At 73.2% G+C, this 19,401-nt stretch carries 15 protein-coding genes; 4 read left to right on the forward strand and 11 right to left on the reverse strand.

The features are described 5' to 3' along the window. Window positions 1–291: 291 nt before the first annotated feature. The gene (locus tag ACIBW6_RS02820) at window positions 292–1,440 is read right to left on the reverse strand and encodes an aminoglycoside phosphotransferase family protein (protein ID WP_399055830.1); all 1,149 of its coding nucleotides are present in this window, start codon (window positions 1,438–1,440) and stop codon (window positions 292–294) included. Window positions 1,441–1,672: 232 nt separating this feature from the next. On the opposite strand from ACIBW6_RS02820, the gene ACIBW6_RS02825 reads away from it, so the two are divergent. Further along, the gene (locus tag ACIBW6_RS02825) at window positions 1,673–3,175 is read left to right on the forward strand and encodes a hypothetical protein (RefSeq protein WP_399055832.1); all 1,503 of its coding nucleotides are present in this window, start codon (window positions 1,673–1,675) and stop codon (window positions 3,173–3,175) included. Between the two features lie 9 nt (window positions 3,176–3,184). Here the strand turns inward: ACIBW6_RS02825 and ACIBW6_RS02830 are convergent, their stop codons facing one another. The 8 genes from ACIBW6_RS02830 to ACIBW6_RS02865 form a co-directional block, all read right to left on the reverse strand. Further along, window positions 3,185–4,585 carry a PP2C family protein-serine/threonine phosphatase gene (locus ACIBW6_RS02830; RefSeq protein WP_399055834.1) on the reverse strand — a complete coding sequence of 467 codons (1,401 nt, stop codon included), beginning with the start codon at window positions 4,583–4,585 and terminating at the stop codon, window positions 3,185–3,187. Between the two features lie 238 nt (window positions 4,586–4,823). After that, window positions 4,824–6,422, reverse strand: coding sequence for an alpha-amylase family glycosyl hydrolase (locus tag ACIBW6_RS02835; protein WP_399055836.1), 1,599 nt, complete (start codon window positions 6,420–6,422; stop codon window positions 4,824–4,826). 83 nt (window positions 6,423–6,505) lie between these two features. Then, the gene (locus ACIBW6_RS02840; protein WP_399056409.1) at window positions 6,506–7,381 is read right to left on the reverse strand and encodes a carbohydrate ABC transporter permease; all 876 of its coding nucleotides are present in this window, start codon (window positions 7,379–7,381) and stop codon (window positions 6,506–6,508) included. Window positions 7,382–7,424: 43 nt separating this feature from the next. Beyond that, the gene (locus tag ACIBW6_RS02845) at window positions 7,425–8,375 is read right to left on the reverse strand and encodes a carbohydrate ABC transporter permease (RefSeq protein WP_399055838.1); all 951 of its coding nucleotides are present in this window, start codon (window positions 8,373–8,375) and stop codon (window positions 7,425–7,427) included. Between the two features lie 36 nt (window positions 8,376–8,411). After that, complete coding sequence (locus tag ACIBW6_RS02850; RefSeq protein ID WP_399055840.1) at window positions 8,412–9,830, reverse strand: extracellular solute-binding protein; 1,419 nt, start codon at window positions 9,828–9,830, stop codon at window positions 8,412–8,414. A gap of 271 nt (window positions 9,831–10,101) precedes the next feature. Next, window positions 10,102–11,112 (reverse strand): LacI family DNA-binding transcriptional regulator, encoded by a 1,011-nt coding sequence (locus ACIBW6_RS02855; RefSeq protein ID WP_399055843.1) that lies wholly within the window; start codon window positions 11,110–11,112, stop codon window positions 10,102–10,104. An 82-nt stretch (window positions 11,113–11,194) separates the two neighbouring features. After that, complete coding sequence (locus ACIBW6_RS02860; RefSeq protein ID WP_399055845.1) at window positions 11,195–12,802, reverse strand: alpha-amylase family glycosyl hydrolase; 1,608 nt, start codon at window positions 12,800–12,802, stop codon at window positions 11,195–11,197. Window positions 12,803–12,962: 160 nt separating this feature from the next. Next, the gene (locus tag ACIBW6_RS02865; protein ID WP_399055847.1) at window positions 12,963–13,829 is read right to left on the reverse strand and encodes a universal stress protein; all 867 of its coding nucleotides are present in this window, start codon (window positions 13,827–13,829) and stop codon (window positions 12,963–12,965) included. Between the two features lie 487 nt (window positions 13,830–14,316). Here ACIBW6_RS02865 and ACIBW6_RS02870 point away from each other — a divergent pair, with 487 nt between their 5' ends. After that, a complete protein-coding gene (locus tag ACIBW6_RS02870) occupies window positions 14,317–14,784 on the forward strand; it encodes a cyclic nucleotide-binding domain-containing protein (protein ID WP_399055849.1) in 468 nt (155 codons plus the stop codon). A gap of 110 nt (window positions 14,785–14,894) precedes the next feature. Further along, a complete protein-coding gene (locus ACIBW6_RS02875; RefSeq protein WP_399055850.1) occupies window positions 14,895–15,596 on the forward strand; it encodes a response regulator in 702 nt (233 codons plus the stop codon). A gap of 11 nt (window positions 15,597–15,607) precedes the next feature. Here the strand turns inward: ACIBW6_RS02875 and ACIBW6_RS02880 are convergent, their stop codons facing one another. Then, entirely contained in the window at window positions 15,608–17,335 is a 1,728-nt protein-coding gene (locus tag ACIBW6_RS02880) for a GAF domain-containing protein (RefSeq protein ID WP_399055853.1), read from the reverse strand. Window positions 17,336–17,653: 318 nt separating this feature from the next. Here ACIBW6_RS02880 and ACIBW6_RS02885 point away from each other — a divergent pair, with 318 nt between their 5' ends. Continuing rightward, complete coding sequence (locus ACIBW6_RS02885) at window positions 17,654–18,418, forward strand: PP2C family protein-serine/threonine phosphatase (RefSeq protein ID WP_399055855.1); 765 nt, start codon at window positions 17,654–17,656, stop codon at window positions 18,416–18,418. 87 nt (window positions 18,419–18,505) lie between these two features. Here ACIBW6_RS02885 and ACIBW6_RS02890 read toward each other — a convergent pair whose 3' ends face one another. Further along, entirely contained in the window at window positions 18,506–19,387 is an 882-nt protein-coding gene (locus ACIBW6_RS02890; RefSeq protein WP_399055856.1) for a LysR family transcriptional regulator, read from the reverse strand. Window positions 19,388–19,401: the final 14 nt, after the last annotated feature.

Consider the following 19,401-nt stretch of genomic DNA (forward strand, 5'->3'; position numbering starts at 1 on the left):
CGCTGGGCGACGGATCGGTGCGCGGGGCGTGCGGGCGCCTCGTGGGTCAGTGGTATCGGCTGGCCGACCATCCGTCAATCATCCGCAGGGCAACGGAACACCCAGGAATTTCCCATGTCAGCGGGTGTGCGCCGGGCTTTCCCGCCCGGTGGCGCCACCGCCTGCGACGCGTCAGTGGCCTAGACCAATAGCCGTCCCTGGCGCGGACGTTGATCCGGGCCGCGTCCGGACGCCGTACATGCGGAAACCGCGGCGCGCCCCGTCTCCGGCGCACCGCGGAACCATGTCCCGTCAGCGGGTGCCGACCGCCGCGCGGACCGCCTTGCGGGCCATGTTGCAGTCGTCGTGCAACCGGCGCAGCAGCAGCCGCTGCTCCTCGCCGGACGGCGCGGCGCCGGGACGGGCCGCACCCGGCGCGGCCGGGACCGGCTCGTGCAGGGAACGCTGCACGGCCGTCTCGTACGTCCGGATCTCCCGGGTCAGCACGAGCATCAGGTTGACCAGGAACGCGTCGCGGGACGCCGCACCGCCCGACTGGGCGAGCTGACTGATCTGCCGGCGCGCCACCGGGGCGTCGCCCAGCACGGCCCACAGGGTCGCGAGGTCGTAGCCCGGCAGGTACCACCCCGCGTGCTCCCAGTCCACGAAGACCGGACCCGCGGGCGAGAGCAGGATGTTCGACAGCAGCGCGTCGCCGTGGCAGAACTGGCCCATGCCGCCGCGCCCCGACGCGTGGGCGATGCCGTGCAGCAGCTTCTGCAGGTCACCCATGTCACGGTCGGTCAGCAGCCCCAGATCGTGGAACCGGTTGATCCGCTCCGCGTAGTCCAGCGGCGCGTCGAAGGTGCCGGCCGGCGGCCGCCAGCTGTTGAGCCGGCAGATCGCGCCGAGGGCCGCGCGCACGTCCGCCCGCGGCGGTGCCTCGGCCGGGTGCCGCTGCAGGGCCGCCACCCGGCCGGGCATCCGCTCGATCACCAGCGTGCCGTTCTCCGGGTCCGCCGCGATGAGGCGCGGTACCCGGACCGGCGGCCGGTGCCGGACGAACGACCGGTACGCGGCTATTTCGTGCCGCACCCGCTCGGTCCCGGCCGGAGAGTGGTCCAGTAAACACTTCGCGACGGCGGTACTGCGCCCGGTCGTACCGACCAGCAGCACGGAGCGCGGGCTGCGCCGCAGCACCTGCACCGGATGGAACTCCGGGCAGATCCGGTGCACCGCGGCGACGGCCGTGCGCAGTTGGGCGCCCTGGGGACCGGACAAGTCGAGTCTCCCGCTGAGCGGTGGTGTGCCGAGCCCCGGGGCGCGGCGCGGCCGGCCGACGCCCGCGAGCGTCGGGGCCGCGGGCCGCACGGGGTCGAGATACGGGCCGTTGCCGGAGACCGCCGGGCGGGCGGTGCGCGGCCGGGGCGGGGCGGACACGGAGGACGATGCTGCGTACATGGGCGAACAGATCCCTTCGCGTTCCGACGAATTGCCAGCGCCGCCCGGCCCGGCCGGGCCGGTACACCCTGGGGAGTGCCCCGCGGCGACCGGGTCGGGGTGGCGCATTCCTACCTGACACCCCAGGGGCCGCGGCCCAACAGCTGGCGCACCCTGGCGAACCCTGGCGAATAGTCGCTCAGCAACTGACAGCGGGCTACTGTCGGTTGCAGCCGAGAACCTGGGGGCTCACGTGAACGGTCAACCCAACACCCGCCTGAACGACCTGTTCGGCCTGGCCGGCTGGTCCAAGGGTGAACTCGCGCGGCTCGTCAACCGGCAGGCGGCGGCCATGGGCCACCCCCAGCTGGCGACGGACACCTCGCGGGTGCGGCGTTGGATCGACATGGGAGAGATCCCGCGCGATCCGGTACCGCGGGTGCTGGCGGCGCTGTTCACCGAGCGACTCGGCCGTGTCGTGACCATCGAGGATCTCGGTCTTGTCCGGCACGGGCGCGCGGGGAAACGGCAGGGCGGCGGGGGCCTGGAACAACAGGGGCCCGACGGAGTGCCGTGGGCGCCCGAGCGGACAGCTGCGGTCCTCACCGAATTCACGGGAATGGACCTCATGCTCAACCGACGCGGCTTGGTGGGCGCGGGTGCCGCGCTCGCCGCGGGCTCCGCACTCAGCAGTGCCATGCACGACTGGCTGCACACCGACCCGGCCCTCGCGGCCGACGCTCCGCACTCCCACGACCCCTTCTCCGCCGCGGGCACGGCCGACCCCGCCGGGTACGACCGGTACGAGGCCGCCCCCATCGGATCGCAGGAGATCGAGGAACTGGAGCGCTCGGTCGAGGTGTTCCGTGCCTGGGACGCCTCCCGCGGTGGCGGGTTGCAGCGCAAGGCGGTCGTCGGCCAGCTCAACGAGGTCGGTGGGATCCTCTCCTACCGGCACCCCGACCATCTCCAGCGGCGCCTGTGGGGCGTCGCGGCCAACCTCGCCGTCCTCGCGGGCTGGATGTCGCACGACGTCGGCCTCGAACCCACGGCCCAGAAGTACTTCGTCATCGCCGCGCACGCCGCGCGCGAGGGCGGCGACCGGCCGCGGGCCGGCGAGGCGCTCTCCCGGGCCGCCCGCCAGAAGATCCACCTGGGCGCGCCGGACGAGGCGCTCGACCTGATGAAGCTCGCCAAGTCCGGTGCGGGCGACGAGGTGCAGCCCAGGACCCGGGCCATGCTCTACACGATCGAGGCCTGGGCCCAGGCGTCCCTGGGCAAGGGCCAGGCGATGCGGCGCACCCTGGGCGAGGCGGAGGAGCTCTTCGTCTCCGACCGGGGCGACGTGGCACCGCCGAGCTGGATGCAGATGTTCGACGAGGCGGACCTGCACGGCATGCAGGCCCTCGCCTACCGCACCCTCGCCGAGCACGAGCCGGGCGCCGCGATCATCGCGCAGCGCCATGCGAAGGAGGCGCTCGCGCTGCGGGCGGGCGGCCGCGACCGGTCGAAGATCTTCGACCACCTCTCCATGGCGTCGGCCTGCTTCATCGCGGACGACCCCGAGCAGGCGGACCGGTACGCGCGCCTCGCGCTCTCCTCGATGGGGTCGAACTCGTCCCACCGCACCTGGGACCGGTTGCGCGAGATGTACCGGCTCACCGGCCAGTTCGCGGGCTATCCGAAGATCGAGGACCTGCGCCAGGAGATCAAGCTGGCCCTGCCCCGGCCCGCCGGCAGGCGCGTCCAGGCCTGAGGCCGGCGGTCAGGCGCCGATCCTGGCGACGAGTACACAGGCGCCGTCCTCACGCTCGGCCGCGCCGCACGCCTCCACGACCGTGCGCAGGCACTCCTGCGCGTCGCGGGCACCGGCCAGCCGCGGTGCCAGCGCGAGCAGTCGGCGCGCGGCGGCCGGCGCGTCATGGCGCGGCAGCAGGCCTTCGGTGTGCAGGAGCAGGACGTCGCCCGCGCGCAGGGTCTCCTTCGCCTGCGCGGGGGCGGGGCCCCGGGGTGGCGTGAGCGCACATCCCGACCCGTCGCGGAAGAGCAGCGGGGCGGGGTGTCCCGCCTGCGCCCACGCCAGTGTGCGGGCCGCCGGGTCGTACCGGCAGCACAGGGCTCCGGCGAGGCCGGGCCCGGTCGATCCGTCGCGCAGGTGGCGCAGCCAGGAGAGCAGTTCGCCAGGTGCGGTGCCGCACACGGCCATACCGCGGACGGCGCCGAGCGCCATCGCGGTCCCGGCGGCGGCCGTGACCCCGCCTCCGGCCAGCGCGCCGACGGTCAACAGCGCCTGCCCGTCCGGCAGTTCGAGGAGGTCGTACCAGTCGCCGCCGATCGGCCCGCCGACCGGCGGCGGGAGATGACGGGCGGCCACATCGAGGCGCGCCTCTTTGGCGGTCGTGGCGGTCGGGAGGCGCAGCCGGCCGTGCCGCGGCGGCAGCACGGCCTCCCGCAGCTCGGCCGCGAGCCGGTGCTCGGTCTGCGCGATGTGCCGCCGGCGCTGGAGCGAGTCACGGGTCTCGCTCACCGCCCGCTGGCTGCGGCGCAGTTCGCTGACGTCGCGCACGACCGCCCACATGGCGGCCGTCGCACCGTCCGCGTCGAGCACGGGCTCGCCCATCATGTGCACGGTGCGCACGGACTCGTCCGGGCGCACGACGCGGAACTCCCCGTCGATCGGCTTGCCGTCGATCAGGCAGTCCGTGACCATCGCGGTGAGCCGCGCCTGGTCGTCCCGGTGCACCAGGGCCGGCAGCTCGTCGAGGGTCAGGGCGGGCGCGGCCGGGTCCCGGCCGAGGATGCGGTAGAGCTCCGCCGACCAGACGGCCTCGTCGGTGAGCAGGTCCCACTCGGCGCTGCCGACCCGGCTCAGCAGCGACCCGCCCTCGGGGGCGCCGCGCCGGGGCGGCGGCTGGGCGGGGGCGGGGCCCTCACGCAGCTGCGCCAGGTGCCGGTCGAGGTCGCTGAGCTGGTGGACGGCCAGCTCGTACAGGGCGCGCTGCCACCGGACCTCGGCGTCCGCCTCGCCTCCCGCGGGCGTCGCGGTCTCCCGGCGCACCGCGTCGACGTCGCCGAGCAGGCGGCGCGTCTGCGAGATCAGCGCGTCGACCGCGCCACGCTCCGGCGGCTGGCCGGGTGGGCGGTCCGCGGAGGCATGGGGGGACATGACGAACTCCGATGCAGGCACGGGGGCCACGGCGGGTGAAGGACCGGTTACGACTGTGGCACAGGGCGCCTGGCCTCGTAAGGGATTTGCCCGGACCCGACGCGGTGGTGCCTATGGCATATGCCCTTGTCCTCCAGGGCGCCCGTCCCGGCCGCTTCGGTCGAACGGGCGGCCGGGTGGGACGTACCCCGCCCTCGTCGACGCGCCGAGCGAGGGAGGTGCGAACGCCGTAGGGCGGCTACGCGGCAGGAGCCGTCCGCAGCCACACCGCCGTGTCGCGCGGCAGCCGTCCGTCGTCGTCCAGGGCGTCGCTGGCCAGCAGCACCCCCTCGTGCGCCGGAAGCCGGACGGGCTCCGCGGCGCCCAGGTTCACCACGCAGACCAGACCGGCCTCGCGGGCGAAGGCCAGGACGCCGTCGGGCGCGGGCAGCCAGGTCAGCGCGTGCCCGAGGAAGCCCGGTTCACCGCCGCGCAGCCGCAGCGCCGCGCGGTACAGCGAGAGCATCGAGGCGGGGTCGGCGGCCTGGTCGTCGGCGGCGTAGCCGCCCCAGTCCGCCGGCTGCGGCAGCCAGGGCTCGCCACTGGGCCCGAAGCCGTACGACACCCCGTGCGCGGACCACGGCAGCGGCACCCGGCAGCCGTCGCGGCCCGGGTCGACACCGCCCGAGCGGAAGTGCATCGGGTCCTCGATGCGCTCGCGCGCCACCTCGACCTCGGGCAGCCCCAACTCCTCGCCCTGGTACAGGTAGACGGCGCCCGGCAGAGCCAGCGAGAGCAGGGCGGCGGCCCGGGCGCGGCGCAGCCCGAGGGACAGGTCCGTCGGGGTGCCGAACCGCTTGGCGGCGAAGTCGAAGCGGGTGTCGGCGCGGCCGTAGCGCGTCACCGTCCGGGTCACGTCGTGGTTGCAGAGCACCCAGGTCGCGGGGGCGCCCACCGGGGCGTGGTAGGCGAGGGTCCGGTCGATCGACGCGCGCAGCTCGGCGGCGTCCCACGGGCGGGTCAGGAAGTCGAAGTTGAAGGCGGTGTGCAGCTCGTCGGGGCGCAGGTAGCGGGCGAACCGCTCGGGGTCGGGCACCCACAGCTCGCCGATCAGGACGCCGTCGTACTCGTCGGCGACGGCCCGCCAGGCACGGTAGATGTCGTGGAGTTCGTCGCGGTCGACGTAGCCGCTCTCGTCGCCGTCGGCGGCGTCGGCCAGCGCGGGGTCCTTCGCCACGAGCGCGGCCGAGTCGATGCGGACCCCGGACGCGCCCCGCTGGAACCAGAACCGCAGGACGTCCTCGTGCTCCTGGCGGACCGCCGGGTGCGCCCAGTTGAGGTCCGGCTGCTGCGCGGTGAACAGGTGCAGGTACCACTCCCCGTCGGGCACCCGCGTCCAGGTGTGGCCGGAGAACTGCGAGGGCCAGTTGTTGGGCGGCAGTTCGCCGTCGGCGCCGCGGCCGGGCCGGAAGTGGAACAGCTCCCGCTCGGGGCTGCCCGGGCCCGCGGCCAACGCGGCCCGGAACCAGGGGTGTTGGTCGGAGACGTGGTTCGGCACGATGTCGACGATGACGCGGATACCGAGGTCCCGGGCCTCGGCGATGAGCTTCTCGGCCTCGGCGAGGGTGCCGAACGCCGGATCGATCACGCGGTAGTCGGCGACGTCGTAGCCGCCGTCCGCGAGCGGGGAGCGGTACCAGGGCGTGAACCAGATCGCGTCGACGCCGAGCTCCGCCAGATAGGACAGGCGCGCTCTGACCCCGGCGAGGTCTCCCGTCCCGTCGCCGTCGCCGTCGGCGAAGCTGCGGACGTACACCTGATAGATGGCTGCGGAACGCCACCAGTCGTCGGCCACCACGAAGGGTCCTTTCGGGCAGGGCGGTGCGCGCCGCGGCGGACCGCGGCGGCACACGCGCGAGGGGAGGGAGGCGGGGCCGGGCGTCAGCCTTTGAGGCCGCCGGCGGTCAGACCGCTCATGATGTTGCGCTGGAAGAGCAGGAAGAGCAGGAGCGTCGGTACCGAGGCGATGGTGAGCGCCGCGATCAGCTGGTTCTGCGGGACACCGTTCGACAGGGAGTAGATCCCGACGTTGAGGGTCTGCTTGGCCGGATCGGGCAGCGTGAGCATCGGCCAGAGGAAGTCCTTCCACACGCCGACGACCGCGAAGATGGAGACCACGCCGAGGATCGGCCGGGAGATCGGCAGGACCACCGAGCGCAGGGTGCGCAGCGCGGAGGCGCCGTCGATCGAGGCCGCGTCGAGCAGTTCCTGCGGGATCGAGTCGAAGAACCGCTTGAGCAGGAAGATGTTGAACGCGTTGGTCACGGACGGCAGCCAGATCGCCCAGGGGCTGTTCAGCAGGTTGCGTTCAAAGATCGGTACGTCGAGCACGGTCAGGTACTGCGGGACGACCAGGACGGTGGCCGGGATCATCAGCGTCGCCAGCATCATGCCGAGGATGACGTTGCCGAAGATGGGCCGCAGCTTGGACAGGGAGTAGGCGGCGGCCACGTCCAGGACGAGCTGGAAGGCGAGCGCGCCGAACGCGTAGTAGAGGGTGTTGAACAGGAGCTTGGCGAGGTCCATCACCCGCCAGGCGTCCTGGTAGTTCTCCGGGTGCGCGCTGTGCGGGACGAGGGTGGGCGGGGACTGGACGATCTCCGCGGTGGTCTTGAGCCCGCCGGTGACCATCCAGTACAGCGGGCCGAGGAAGACCAGCGTGAACAGGCCCATGGTCACGCCGAAGACGGTCCAGTAGATGATCTTTCCGCGGCGCCGGCCGAGCTGGGCCGGGGAGATCAGGGTGCGGGGGCGCATCGTGTCGGTAGCCATGTCGGTGAGATCCCAACTCCCTTGGCGCTCAGTCGTCCGAGGCGCGGCTGAGGCGTACGTACACCGCGGAGAAAGCCGCGAGCAGGACGAGCAGGACGAGGCCGAGGGCCGCCGCGCCGCCGTAGTTGTTGAAGTTGAAGGCGTACTGGTAGATGAGGTAGACGACGGTGGTGGTGGAGCCTTCCGGGCCCGCGCCGTTCGTCAGCAGGAACGGCTCGGTGAAGACCTGCATCGTCGCGATGATCTGCATGAGGAACATCAGCGAGAGGATGAGCCGCGTCTGCGGGATCGTCACGTGCCAGATCTTGCGCCACAGCCCCGCGCCGTCCAGCTCGGCGGCCTCGTACAGCTCACCGGGGATGCCCTGGAGCGAGGCCAGGTAGATGAGCGTGGCGCCGCCCATGTTCATCCAGGTCGCCGCGATGACGACGGAGAGCATCGCGGTGTCGGTCGACTGCAGCCACTGCTGTTCGGGGATCCCGACGACACCGAGGACCCGGTTGAACAGGCCGTAGCCGGGATCGTAGAAGTACTTGAAGAGCAGGACGGAGGCGACCGGGGGCAGCATCACCGGCAGGTAGACCAGCAGTCGCAGGTAGCCCTGGCCGTGCCGGAACTCGTTGAGCAGCACCGCCACGAGGAACGGGACGGCGAAGCCCAGCACCAGGGCCAGCGCGGTGAACAGCAGGGTGTTGCGCCAGGCCTGCCAGAAGGCCGGGTCGTTGAAGACGTAGCTGAGGTTGGACCAGCCGGCCCAGGTGGTGCGGCCGTCCTTCGTCTTCTGGAAGGCCAGGACGAACTCCCTGACCATGGGGTACCAGGAGAAGAAGGAGAAGCAGAGCACCGCACCGATCAGGAAGCCGTGCGCGGAGATGTTGCGCCGCACGGTGCGTGCCAACGAGCCGTCCGGCGTGCTCGGTTGGCGGCTGGCGGACGGTGCGGCCTGCTGGGGCTTCGCGGGCAGCGTCGGGGCCGACATGGTCACTCCTCGGATCACAGGTGCCAGGGGGATCGGTTACTGGTTGGCCAGTACCTGGTTGACCTGCTGCTCGGCGGTGGACAGGAGCTTGTCGATGTCGGCGTTCTTGTTGGTCAGGACGCCCGACATGACGTTGTCGAGGACCTTGTAGATCTCCTGCGCCTTCGGCGGCTCCGCCTTGCCGGGCACCGGGTTCTCCATGAACGGCTTGAAGTTCTCCACCGGCATCGTGGCGTTGTCCGTACGGGACTTCAGGTCCTGGTCCTTGACCGCGCCGGTGAAGAAGTTCGGCTGCGGCAGCCCGACGGGCAGCTTGTCCGCCTTGGTGCGCTCCCACTGGAACTGGCCCTTGCCGGGCGTGAGGGTCTTGAGGTTCAGCCAGGCGATGGCGGCCTTGATCTTGTCGGGCGAGGAGCCCTTCTTGATCATGTAGTCGTTGCCGCCGAACAGGGTCGCCTTGCCGCCGGGGATCGGGCCCATCCCGAAGTTGTCGTACTTCGCGCCCAGTTGCTGGACCATGTACGTCACGTCGTCGGGCGCGGCGAGGAACATGCCGAGCTTGTCGGAGGCGATCTGCTTCTGCAGGTCACCCCACTTCAGCAGCTGGGTCTTGCCCATGCTGTCGTCGGTCCAGCGCATGTCGTGCAGCTGCTGGACGACCTTCTTGCCGGTGGCGTCGTTGAAGGCGGCCTTCTTGCCGTCGGCGCTGACCATCTCGCCGCCCAGGCTGTACTGCGCCGCGGCGAAGTGCCAGCCGCCGGTGTTCTCCGCGCTGTACTCGCCGTAGCCGGAGATGCCGTTGCCGAGGCCCGCGATCTTCTTCGCGGCGGTGCGCACCTCCTCCCAGGTGGCCGGCGGCTTGTCCGGGTCGAGCCCGGCCTGCTTGAACAGCTTGCGGTTGATCAGCAGGCCCATGGTGTAGTTGCTGGTCGGCACGCCATAGAGCTTGCCGTCCTTCTTCAGGGCGTTCATCACGTTCGGGTCGATGGAGTCGATCGCCGGGACGGTCTTCGGCGTGACGTACGCCGTGATGTCCTCGGCGCCGTCGTTGTCGAGGACCTGCTGGAGGTCGGTGAAGTACGTGTAGAAGACGTCCGGCTGGGACTTCGCCTTGAGCGCCGCGGTGAACCGGGCGGGCTCCTCGCACTGCCCGGCGGTCGACTTCCCGTCGATCGTGACGTTCGGGTACTTCTTGTTGAACTCCTTGACGTCCTCGATCCACTGCTTGCGCTCCGCCGCCTTCGCCGTCGGCGGCATGCAGTCGATGGTCAGCGTGACCTTGGTCTTGGGGTCGAGCGGAGCGCTGATGTCGGCCTTCGACCCGGCGTCGCCCGATCCGCCGTCGTCGGAGCTGCTGCTGGTGCCGCAGGCCGCGAGGGAGCCCAGGGCGAGGGCGGTGGCGATGGCCACCGCGGACGTGCGGCGGACAGGACGTGACCAGGTGCTGCTTCTCATCGGTGGGTCCCCTTCGGGCCTGAGCCTGTGCAGGCAGGAACGTGGAGGCCCGCGGCGCTGGGTGCACGGGAGGTGCGAGCCGGGGCGTGCCACACTCAAGCACCGACGACGGATGTCCGCAAGATGTCGCGCGTACTCCGCAAAAAATTAACAGCTGGGAGTCATCGAGGAGTTGGGGCCACGGTGTCACCGGGGCAGCGCGGACGCGCGGCGTCCGGTTCGCCCCGGCAGGCCCCCTGACGGCGGGCGCCGGCGGCGCCCGCCCGCGGGATCAGGCCGTCGTCGGCGGGGCGGTCGAGCCCCGCACCACCAGTTCGGGTTCGAAGAGCAGCTCGCCCGGGGGTACGGTGCCGCCCTGGATCTGCGCGACCAGCAGTTCGACCGCGGCCCGGCCCATCGCCTCGATGGGCTGGCGCACCGTGGTGAGCGGCGGCTCGGTGCAGTTCATGAACGCCGAGTCGTCGTAGCCGACCACCGACACGTCGCCGGGCACGGTGCGTCCGGCCCGGCGGGCGGCCCGCACGGCGCCGAGCGCGAGGGGGTCGCTGGCGCAGATGATGCCGGTGATGCCGCGCTCCAGGAGCCGGGCCGCCGCCGCGTGCCCGCCCTCCAGGGAGAACATCGCGCGCTCCACCGCGTGGTCGGGGAGCTTGCCGCCGGCGCTGCGGGCGGCCGCGCGCGCCGCGGTGAGCTTGCGGCGCGAGGGCATGTGGTCGTCGGGGCCGAGGACCAGTCCGATGCGCTCGTGGCCGAGCGAGGACAGGTGCCGCCACGCCTGCTCGACGGCGACGGCGTCGTCACAGGACACGCAGGGGAAGCCGAGCCGCTCTATGGTCGCGTTCACCAGCACCACCGGGACCTGCCGCTCGGCGAGACGCGCGTAGTGCCCGTGCTCGGCGTCGGCCTGGGCGAACAGGCCGCCCGCGAAGACCACGCCGGAGACCTGCTGTTGCAGCAGCAGCTCCACGTAGTCCGCCTCGGAGACCCCGCCCTTGGTCTGGGTGCACAGCACCGGTGTGAGGCCCTGCTGGGCCAGGGCGCCGCCGATCACCTCCGCGAACGCCGGGAAGATCGGGTTCTGCAGCTCCGGCAGGACCAGTCCGACCAGCCGGGCCCGCTCCCCGCGCAACTGCGTCGGCCGCTCGTAGCCGAGCACGTCGAGCGCGGTGAGCACCGCCTGGCGGGTGGCCTCGGAGACACCGGGTTTGTTGTTGAGCACCCGGCTGACCGTGGCCTCGCTGACCCCGACCTTCTTCGCCACCTGAGCAAGTCTGCGCGTCATGGAACGCAAGATTAGCGCAAAGCTTGCGAGTGGTTTGCGTGATGGGCACATCCGTTCCGGTCGGCGACCGGTGGCGGACCGGTCACGTCACCGGCAGCGCGAAGATCCCGTACGCGAACCCGTCCGCCTCCACCACAGTCCCCTCCGCGGACAGCCGCACCCCGGACACCTCCACGGGCCGCGCGCCCGCGAGCCGCCCCGGGTCGGGCGCCTCCCACCTGCGGCTCCGCGCGGCAGGGTTGACGACGACGAGGAACTCGTCGCCGCGGACGTAGACGAACGGGTACCCCTCGTGCAGCACGTCGACCGGGGAGTGGCTGCCGAGCGCCGTGGTGGCGGCGCGCAGGGTGACGAGGCGGCGGACCAGATGCAGCAGCGAGCCCTCGTCGGCGCGCTGCGCGGCGACCGACGGGCGGCGCGGGTCGGGGTCGAGCGGCAGGTAGAAGTCCTCCTCGGGCGCCGTCGAGAAGCCCGCGCCGGGGCCGTCGTCCCACTGCATCGGCGTACGGGACCCGGCCCGGTTGTAGGCCGGTCCGAGCACGCTGCCCTCGGTGTCCGCAAGGCCCGGCACGTACCGCATCCCGATCTCGTCGCCGTAGTAGACGGCGGGCAGCGTCGGCCACGTCAGCTGGAAGGCGAACGCGGCCGGGAGCTGGTCGGCGGTGCGGCCGCCGCAGTTGAGGCGGGAGAAGTCGTGGTTGGAGGTGGGCAGCGAGACGAAGCCGGTGGGGCCGAGCGCGGTGGTCGCCGCGCGCCAGGCCTCGACGAAGGGGCGCGGCGAGCCGAGGCCCGACGCGTCGAAGAAGCAGTCCAGCGGCGCCCAGCTCTCGTTGCGCGTGCCCGCGCCGTTGTTCCACAGCGAGCGCATCGCCAGGCCGTCCGTCGGGCCGCCGAACTGGAGGAAGAAGTCGGCGTGGAACCCGGCCGGCACGGACACCTGCGGATCGCCCCACTCGGAGAGGAGCACCGCGTCCGGGTGCGCCCCGTCGAGCCAGTGCCGCAGCTCGGTCCAGATCCGGGCGGTCTCGTGCTTCCCCGGGTCGTCCTTCACCAGCGACGACGCCATGTCGACCCGGAACCCGGCCACGCCGAGCCGCAGCCAGTGGTCCATGATCTCGCGCAGGGCCGCCCGGTTGGCCCGGGGCCCCGGGGAGTCGACCGGCTGCCGCCAGGGCTCGGCCGCGCTGGTGCGGGCGTAACCGAAGTTCAGGGCGGGCTGCGAGTCGAAGAAGTTCGGCAGGTACGCGCCCGGCCGGGCGCCGGGGGAGGCGACGAAGCCCGCGGGGACGCCGTCCGCGCACCAGATGTAGCGGTGGTCCTCCGGGTCGTCCGCGGACGCGCGGAACCAGGGGTGCCGGTCCGAGGTGTGCCCGGCGACGAGGTCGAGGAGCACGCGGATGCCGCGCCGCCCGGCGAGGTCGACCAGTTTCGCGAGGTCGCCGTCGGTGCCGTAGCGCGGCGCCACCGCGAAGTAGTCCGCGACGTCGTACCCGGCGTCGCGGAACGGCGAGACGAAGCAGGGGTTGATCCAGACGGCGGTGACCCCGAGCCAGGCCAGGTGGTCGAGCCGCTCGATGATGCCGCCCAGATCGCCGATGCCGTCCCCGTTCGAGTCGGCGAAGGACTGCGGGTAGATCTGGTAGAACACGGCGTCGGACAGCCAGTCCGGGGCGGGGCGGAACGTGGTCATGGAACGCCACTGCCTTTCGGTCGCGGAGGACCGAGCCTACGAGCAGCGGGGGCCGGCGGGTAGCGGGCCGGGCGCCGCCACGACCGGCCGGCCACGACCGGCCGGCCACGACCGGCCGGCCGGGGCGGGGCGGCGGGGGTGGAGGGGCGCCCGTGCCGGGTCAGAGGTGGGGGACGACGGCGACGGGGCTCGTCACGTGGTGCACGACCGAGTGCGCGGTGCACCCGAGCCGGTCGCGGTCCATCCCGCGTCCGATGACGGTCAGGGCGGCCGACGTGGACGCCTTCAAGAGGTGGTGGCCCGGCTGCCCGTAGACGAGCCGCGGTACCACCGGCACCTCCGGGTACTTCGCCCGCCACACCTGGAGCGCGTCCGTGAGAGCGCGGCGGCGCAGGGTCTCGCGGCGCGCGGCGTCACCCGGCGGCGCCGCCGCCACCAGCGCGTCGGAGCGCAGCAGCGGCAGCGTCCAGGCGTGCAGCGCGTGCAGGGCGGCGCCGCGTAGGGCCGCCGCCTCGAACGCGTAGGACAGCACCTCGTCGGAGGGGCCGGTGACGTCCAGGCCGACGACCACCGGCAGGAAGTCCGGGGCGCCGGGGGCGCGTTCGTCCCGCGGGAGCCCGCCCGCCCGGACCAGGACGACGGGCCGGTCGGCCCGCGCGGTCACGGCGAGCGCGACCGAGCCGACGAGGAAGCCGGAGTACCCGCTGAAGCCGCGCGAACCCAGCACCAGCGTCTCGGAGTCGGCGGCCGCGGTCAGCAGCGCGCCCACCGGCGACGCGGGAGAGCACCGGGCCAGCACCTGCAACGCCGGGTGCGTGTACGAGAGTTGCCGTGCGACCCGGTCGAGGAGGCCGCTGCCGGGCAGGTCGACGTCGGGTGGCGGTGGCGCGGGCCGCTCCCCGCTGTCGGCGTGCAGCAGCCGCAGGGGCAGACCACGGCGCAGCGCCTCGCGGGCCGCCCAGTCCGCGGCGTTCATGCTCTCGGGTGAACCGTCCGTCCCGACGGTCAGGACGCGCATGCTGGTCATGACGGAACCTCTCGGATGACATGAGTGATGAGCTCCGCTGCGGGTTCCACGCAACGGGGGTAGTACGCGTGTCCGGTTCAGGAACCGGGTGCACGGCACGCCGCGCGCGCCGGGCCCGCCCTCCGTCTCGGACCTTGCCACCCGCTCATGCGCGCCGGGAGAGGCGGACCGGCCCTCCGGCAGGGGACGTTCGGCCCCGCCCGGGGCCCGGAGGCCGCCCCCCTGTGCGTTCGGAGCCGGCCGGATCCGGCCGTCGACGCCCCGCGCGGGCCGCTTCGCGGTACCGGATCCGACAGGTCCCTGGCCAGAGCCGTTCGGCCCCTGGCCGCGGCGGCGTCGCGGGACGACCGTCGAGGTATCGCACGGCGGCAGTCCGGACAGTGCGACGGACGCCGCCCGGGCCACGCGCCGACCCACGCGGCCCGGCGGCGGACGCCGGAGGGAAGTGTTCCCGGCCGTCGTGCCGTGCATCCGAAAGGAATCGCTCATGACCACGACGGCCCCGCGCATGAGCCAGACCCTGCCCGAGGAGTACCGCGGCCGGCTGATGCGCATCGCCCGTGAAGTGACCTTCGAACCGCACCGCCGGCTCTTCGAGGAGGGCTCGCGCGCGGACCGCTTCTGGGTCGTGCGCAGCGGCAGCGTCGCTCTGGACATGCGGGTGCCGGGACGGCGGGCGCCCTTCGTCGAATCGCTCGGGCGCGGTGAACTCATCGGCTGGTCCTGGCTCTTTCCGCCGTACGTCTGGCAGCTCGGCGCCGAGACCGAGACCCCGGTGCGGGCCCATGAGTTCGACGCCTGCACGGTGCGCCTGATGTGCGCCTCCGACCCGGGGCTCGGCTCGTTCGTGGCCCAGTGGGTCGGCGGCATCCTCGCCCACCGGCTGAGCGTCACCCGCTCCCGGCTGCTCGACGTCCACGTGCCCTACGGACCCTACGGATACGACGCGGCCTGACAGCCGGGCCCGGCCCGGGTGCCGCCCGGCCCCGGATCGGGTCCGTTCGGCCCTGGCGGATCATCCTCGCGGCCCTCAGGATCTAGGGACACCACTTCCGAGGGGGACGCATGCCTCAGCCAGCCGGTTTCTCCGCGGACCGTCCCATTCGCATCCTGCTGCTCGACGATCACGAAGTGGTCCGGCGCGGCCTGCGCGATCTGCTCGGCGCCGAGCCCGACATGGAGGTCGTCGGGGAGGCGGCGACGGCGGCCCAGGCCCTCGTCAGGGGGCCCGCCCTGCGGCCCGACGTCGCCGTGCTCGACGTCCGCCTGACCGACGGGGACGGCATCACCGTCTGCCGCGAGCTGCGCGACCGGTTACCGGAGGTGAGCTGCCTGATGCTGACCTCGTTCGACGACGACGACGCACTGCTCGACGCCATCATGGCGGGCGCCGCCGGCTACGTGCTGAAGCAGATCAAGGGCTCCGACCTGGTCTCCGCCGTGCGTACCGTCGCCTCCGGCCAGTCGATGCTCGACCCGGCGACCACGGCCCGGCTCATGCGGAGCCTGCGCGGACCCGGGGTGCGCGACGAGGAGGGCGAGGAGGGCGATGCCGCGGCCGACGGGCGCGTCGCCGATCTCACCGACCGGGAGCGGGACATCCTCGTCCTGGTGGGGGAGGGGCTCACCAACCGGCAGATCGGCCTCAAACTGTTCCTGTCCGAGAAGACGGTGAAGAACAACATCTCCCGCCTCCTCGCCAAACTGGGCGTGGAACGGCGCATCCAGGCCGCGGTGATCGCCAGCAGGCTGCCACCGCGCCCCTGAGCGGCCCGCCGTCAGCCCCCGGGCCGCAGCGGCACGTGCCACTCCAGGCGGGTGCCGCCGCTCTCCCGCGGCACGGCGGTCAGCGTCCCGCCCCGGCCGGTGGCGCGCGCCCCCATGTTCCGCAGCCCGCTGCGGTGTTCGTCCGCCACCTCGGGGATGCCGACGCCGTCGTCCTCCACGGTCAGCGTCAGGGTCCGGCCGCGGACGACGAGCGCCACCTCGGCCGAGGAGGCACCCGCGTGCCGTGCCACGTTCGTCAGCGCCTCGCCGAGCACCGCGACGGCGTCGTCGGCGACGGGCGCGGGCACGTCGACGTCGAGCAGCCCCTCCATGCGCAGCGCAGGCGTGAAGCCCAGCACCCGCGCCGCGTCCTCCACGGCCCGCACCGTCCGCACCCGCAGCCCGCCGCCCGCCGGGGACTCCTGCTCGCGCAGCCCGAAGATGGTGGAACGGATGATCTTGATGGTGGTGTCCAGATCGTCGACGGCCCGCATCAGCCGCTCCGACGCCTCCGGGTGCTGGACGAAACGCTGCGCGCTCTGCAGCGTCATCCCGGTCGCGAACAGCCGCTGGATCGCCAGGTCGTGCAGGTCCCGGGCGATCCGGTCGCGGTCCTCCAGCAGGCTCATCTGCTCCGCGTCGCGGTGCCGGTCCGCCAGTTCCAGCGCGAGCGCGGCCTGACCGGCGAAGCCGACAAGCGGCACCAGCTCGGCGCTCGCGAAGGGCTGGCGCTCCGCGCGGCGGGCCAGCGTCAGCACCCCCCGCACCCCGTCGCGCGTACCGATGGGCACGGCCACGGCGGGACCGAGCCCCTCCCAGCGGGCCGGCTGGTAGGTGACCCGCGGGTCCTTGCGGACGTCGTCCGAGGTCACCAGCTTGCCGGCGGCGAGCGCGGCGCCCGCGAAGGTGCCCCGGCGGGGCAGCGTCACATCGTGGTGGGGCGCGGCGTTCTGGCCGAGGGCCAGCGTCTCGTGCAGCTCGTCGCTGCCCGGGATGACCAGCGCCACCAGGCCGAGATCCGCGGCGGCGATCTCCCGCGCCCGCTCCACCATCAGGCGCAGGACGGGCATCTCCGCGCTGCCGGACAGCAGGCTCCCGGTGAACTCGGCGCTCAACTGCATCCACCGCTCCCGCAGTTGCACCTCCTCGTACAGGCGCGCGTTCTCGATCGCGACGCCCGCCGCCGCGCCGAGGGTCTGCAGCACCGCCACGTCCTCGTCGTCGAAGTCCATCCCGCCGCGCTTCTGCGTGAGGTACAGATTCCCGAACACGTCCTCCCGCACCCGGATCGGCACGCCCACGAAGGTGTGCATCGGCGGATGGTCCGCGGGGAACCCGGAGGACGCCGGATGGGCCGCCAGTTCGGGCAGCCGCAGCGGCTCGGGGTGCCGGATCAGCTCGCCGAGCAGCCCGTGGCCCGAGGGCAGATCGCCGATCCGGGCCCGCTGGTCGTCGCTGATGCCGACGGGCAGGAACTGCGACAGCCTGCGCCGGTCGTCGCCGATCACCCCGAGCGCGCCGTACTCGGCGTCGACCAGGACCACCGCCGCCTCCACGATGCGGCGCAGCACCTGCGAGAGGTTGAGCTCCTGACCCACCGACAGGACGGCCTCCAGCAGGCCCTGGAGGCGGTCGCGGGTGCCCCGCACCGCGTCGATGCGTACCTGGAGCTCCTCCAGGAGCTCGTCGAGCCGCAGCCTCGGAAGCGGCCCCGGCCCCCGTGCAGCGTCGTCGCCCATCAGGCCTCCGCGGGACCTCGTGGTACACGTCCTCGCACTCACGGTAGCGGCTGCGGGCCCCGGCATGACCTGCTTTGTCGTACCTGGTGCGGGGGAGCGGGACGGTGCCGAAGTGCCCTCACGCCGGGGACACAGATGGGAGACTGCCTTCCGCCTGCGCCCGGCACGTGCCGGTTCCGGATGCCTCGGGCGCATTCTGTGCGCACTTGAAGAAAGTCGTCACACTGTGCGCCGGGATGACTACAATTCCCGGGCATCCGGTGGTCCGTGCTCACCCTGCCGGAGCCGTCCCTGCCGGCCCGCCCTCGGAAGGCATCCATGACCACCCGCCCCCGTACGGCCGGTTCGCATCCGGAGACGGTCGGCACCCTGCGTGTCAGCGCCCGGCGCCTCACCTCGGGCGCCGGTGACGACGGCCGGGGCGGCGACCTGCACGGCGCCGTCGAGTCCCCCTTCGGCACCCGGCTGCTCATCGGCGACGTCATGGGCAAGGGCCCCGAACTCTCCCGCACCGCCGACGCCGTGCTCCGGGCCTGGCACGAACTGGCGGTGCGGCAGCGGTCGCTGGAGGTGCTCGCCGTGCGGCTGCACTCGCTGGTCGCGCACTCCGACGAGCCCGACCGCTTCGTCACCGCCACGTTCGTCTCCATCGCCCCGGACGGCTCCGCCGAACTCGTCTGCTGCGGCCACCCGCCGCCCCTGCTGCTGCGCGACGGCAGCGCCGTGGCCGCCGCCGTGCCCGCGCCGGCGCCCCCGCTGGGCCTGCTCGACCTCGCGCACGGCTGGTGCGCGGCCCAGCCCGTCCCGCGCACCGCCTGGGACCGGCTGCTGCTCCACACGGACGGCGTCTCCGAGGCGCGCGACGCCACCGGCACCTTCTATCCGCTGGCCGAGCGGGCGGCCGAGCAGAGCGCCGCGCCGCTCGCCGCCTTCACGGCCGGGATCGCGGCCGACCTGCTGCACCACGCGCGGGGCCGCTTACAGGACGACGCCACCCTGCTCGCCGTCGAGGCGGCCCCGGAGCCCGACGCGCCGCTGGCCACCGTCGACGCGACCTCGGAGCCGGACGCGCCGCTCGCCTAGATCTCCTCGGGGCGGTCCAGCGCGGCAGGGCAGCCAATTGGTCAGCGCGGCACGGCGGTCGGTCGTCCAGTGCGGCAGCGCGGCGGTTCAGCGCGGCACCGTCGCCAGAAAGGCGGCGGCCGCCGGTGAGCACCGCGACCGGCTCCACACCAGGCGCTCCTCGCGCACCGGACCGTCCCGCACCGGGAGCACCGCGAGGCCCGGCAGGCGCGGCACCAGACGCGAGGGCAGCAGCGCCACGCCGAGCCCGCCCCGCACCAGGTCGGCCAGGAACTCCAGGCCCTTCGCCTCGAACGCCACCTCGCGCCGCAGCCCCGCCGCGGCGAACGCCTCGTCGGTCTGCGCCCGCGCCGCGAGCCCCGCCGGGAAGTCCACGAACACCTCACCCGCGAGCTGCGACAGCGGCACGGGCGCCCCGCCCGCCAGGGCCGCCACCGGATGCTCCGGCGCCGCGACCGCGACATGCGGGTCCACCGCGAGAGTGCGACTCTCCACCCCGGGGTCCTGGACGCGGAACGACGGCTGCACCCCGAGGAACGCCAGGTCCAGCGTCCCCTCCCGCACCCCGGTCACCAGGCCCTCGCTCGCCCCGTCCATCAATCGCAGCGCGACCTGCGGATACGTGTCGTAGTAGGCCCGCATGAGGCCCGGCACGTCCACCGCGGTGACCGACGCGATCGCGCCGATGGTGAGCCGCCCGCGGATCTCGCCGGTCGCCGCCGCGACCTCGGCGCGCGCCCGCTCCGCCGCCTCCAGCGCCTGCCGCGCCGCGGGCAGGAACGCCTCGCCCGCCGCGCTCAGCCGCACCCGCCGGCTCGTCCGCTCGAACAGCCGCGCACCCAGCTCCTTCTCCAGCTTCCCGATCTGATGGCTCAGCGCCGACTGGACCACCAGGCACCGCTCGGCGGCCCGGGTGAAACCGCCGGTCTCGGCGACGGCGACGACATAGCGCAGCTGCTGCAACTCCATGCGATCCATCGTGG

The organism is Streptomyces sp. NPDC049813, from assembly GCF_044465085.1.
GTDB lineage: Bacteria > Actinomycetota > Actinomycetes > Streptomycetales > Streptomycetaceae > Streptomyces.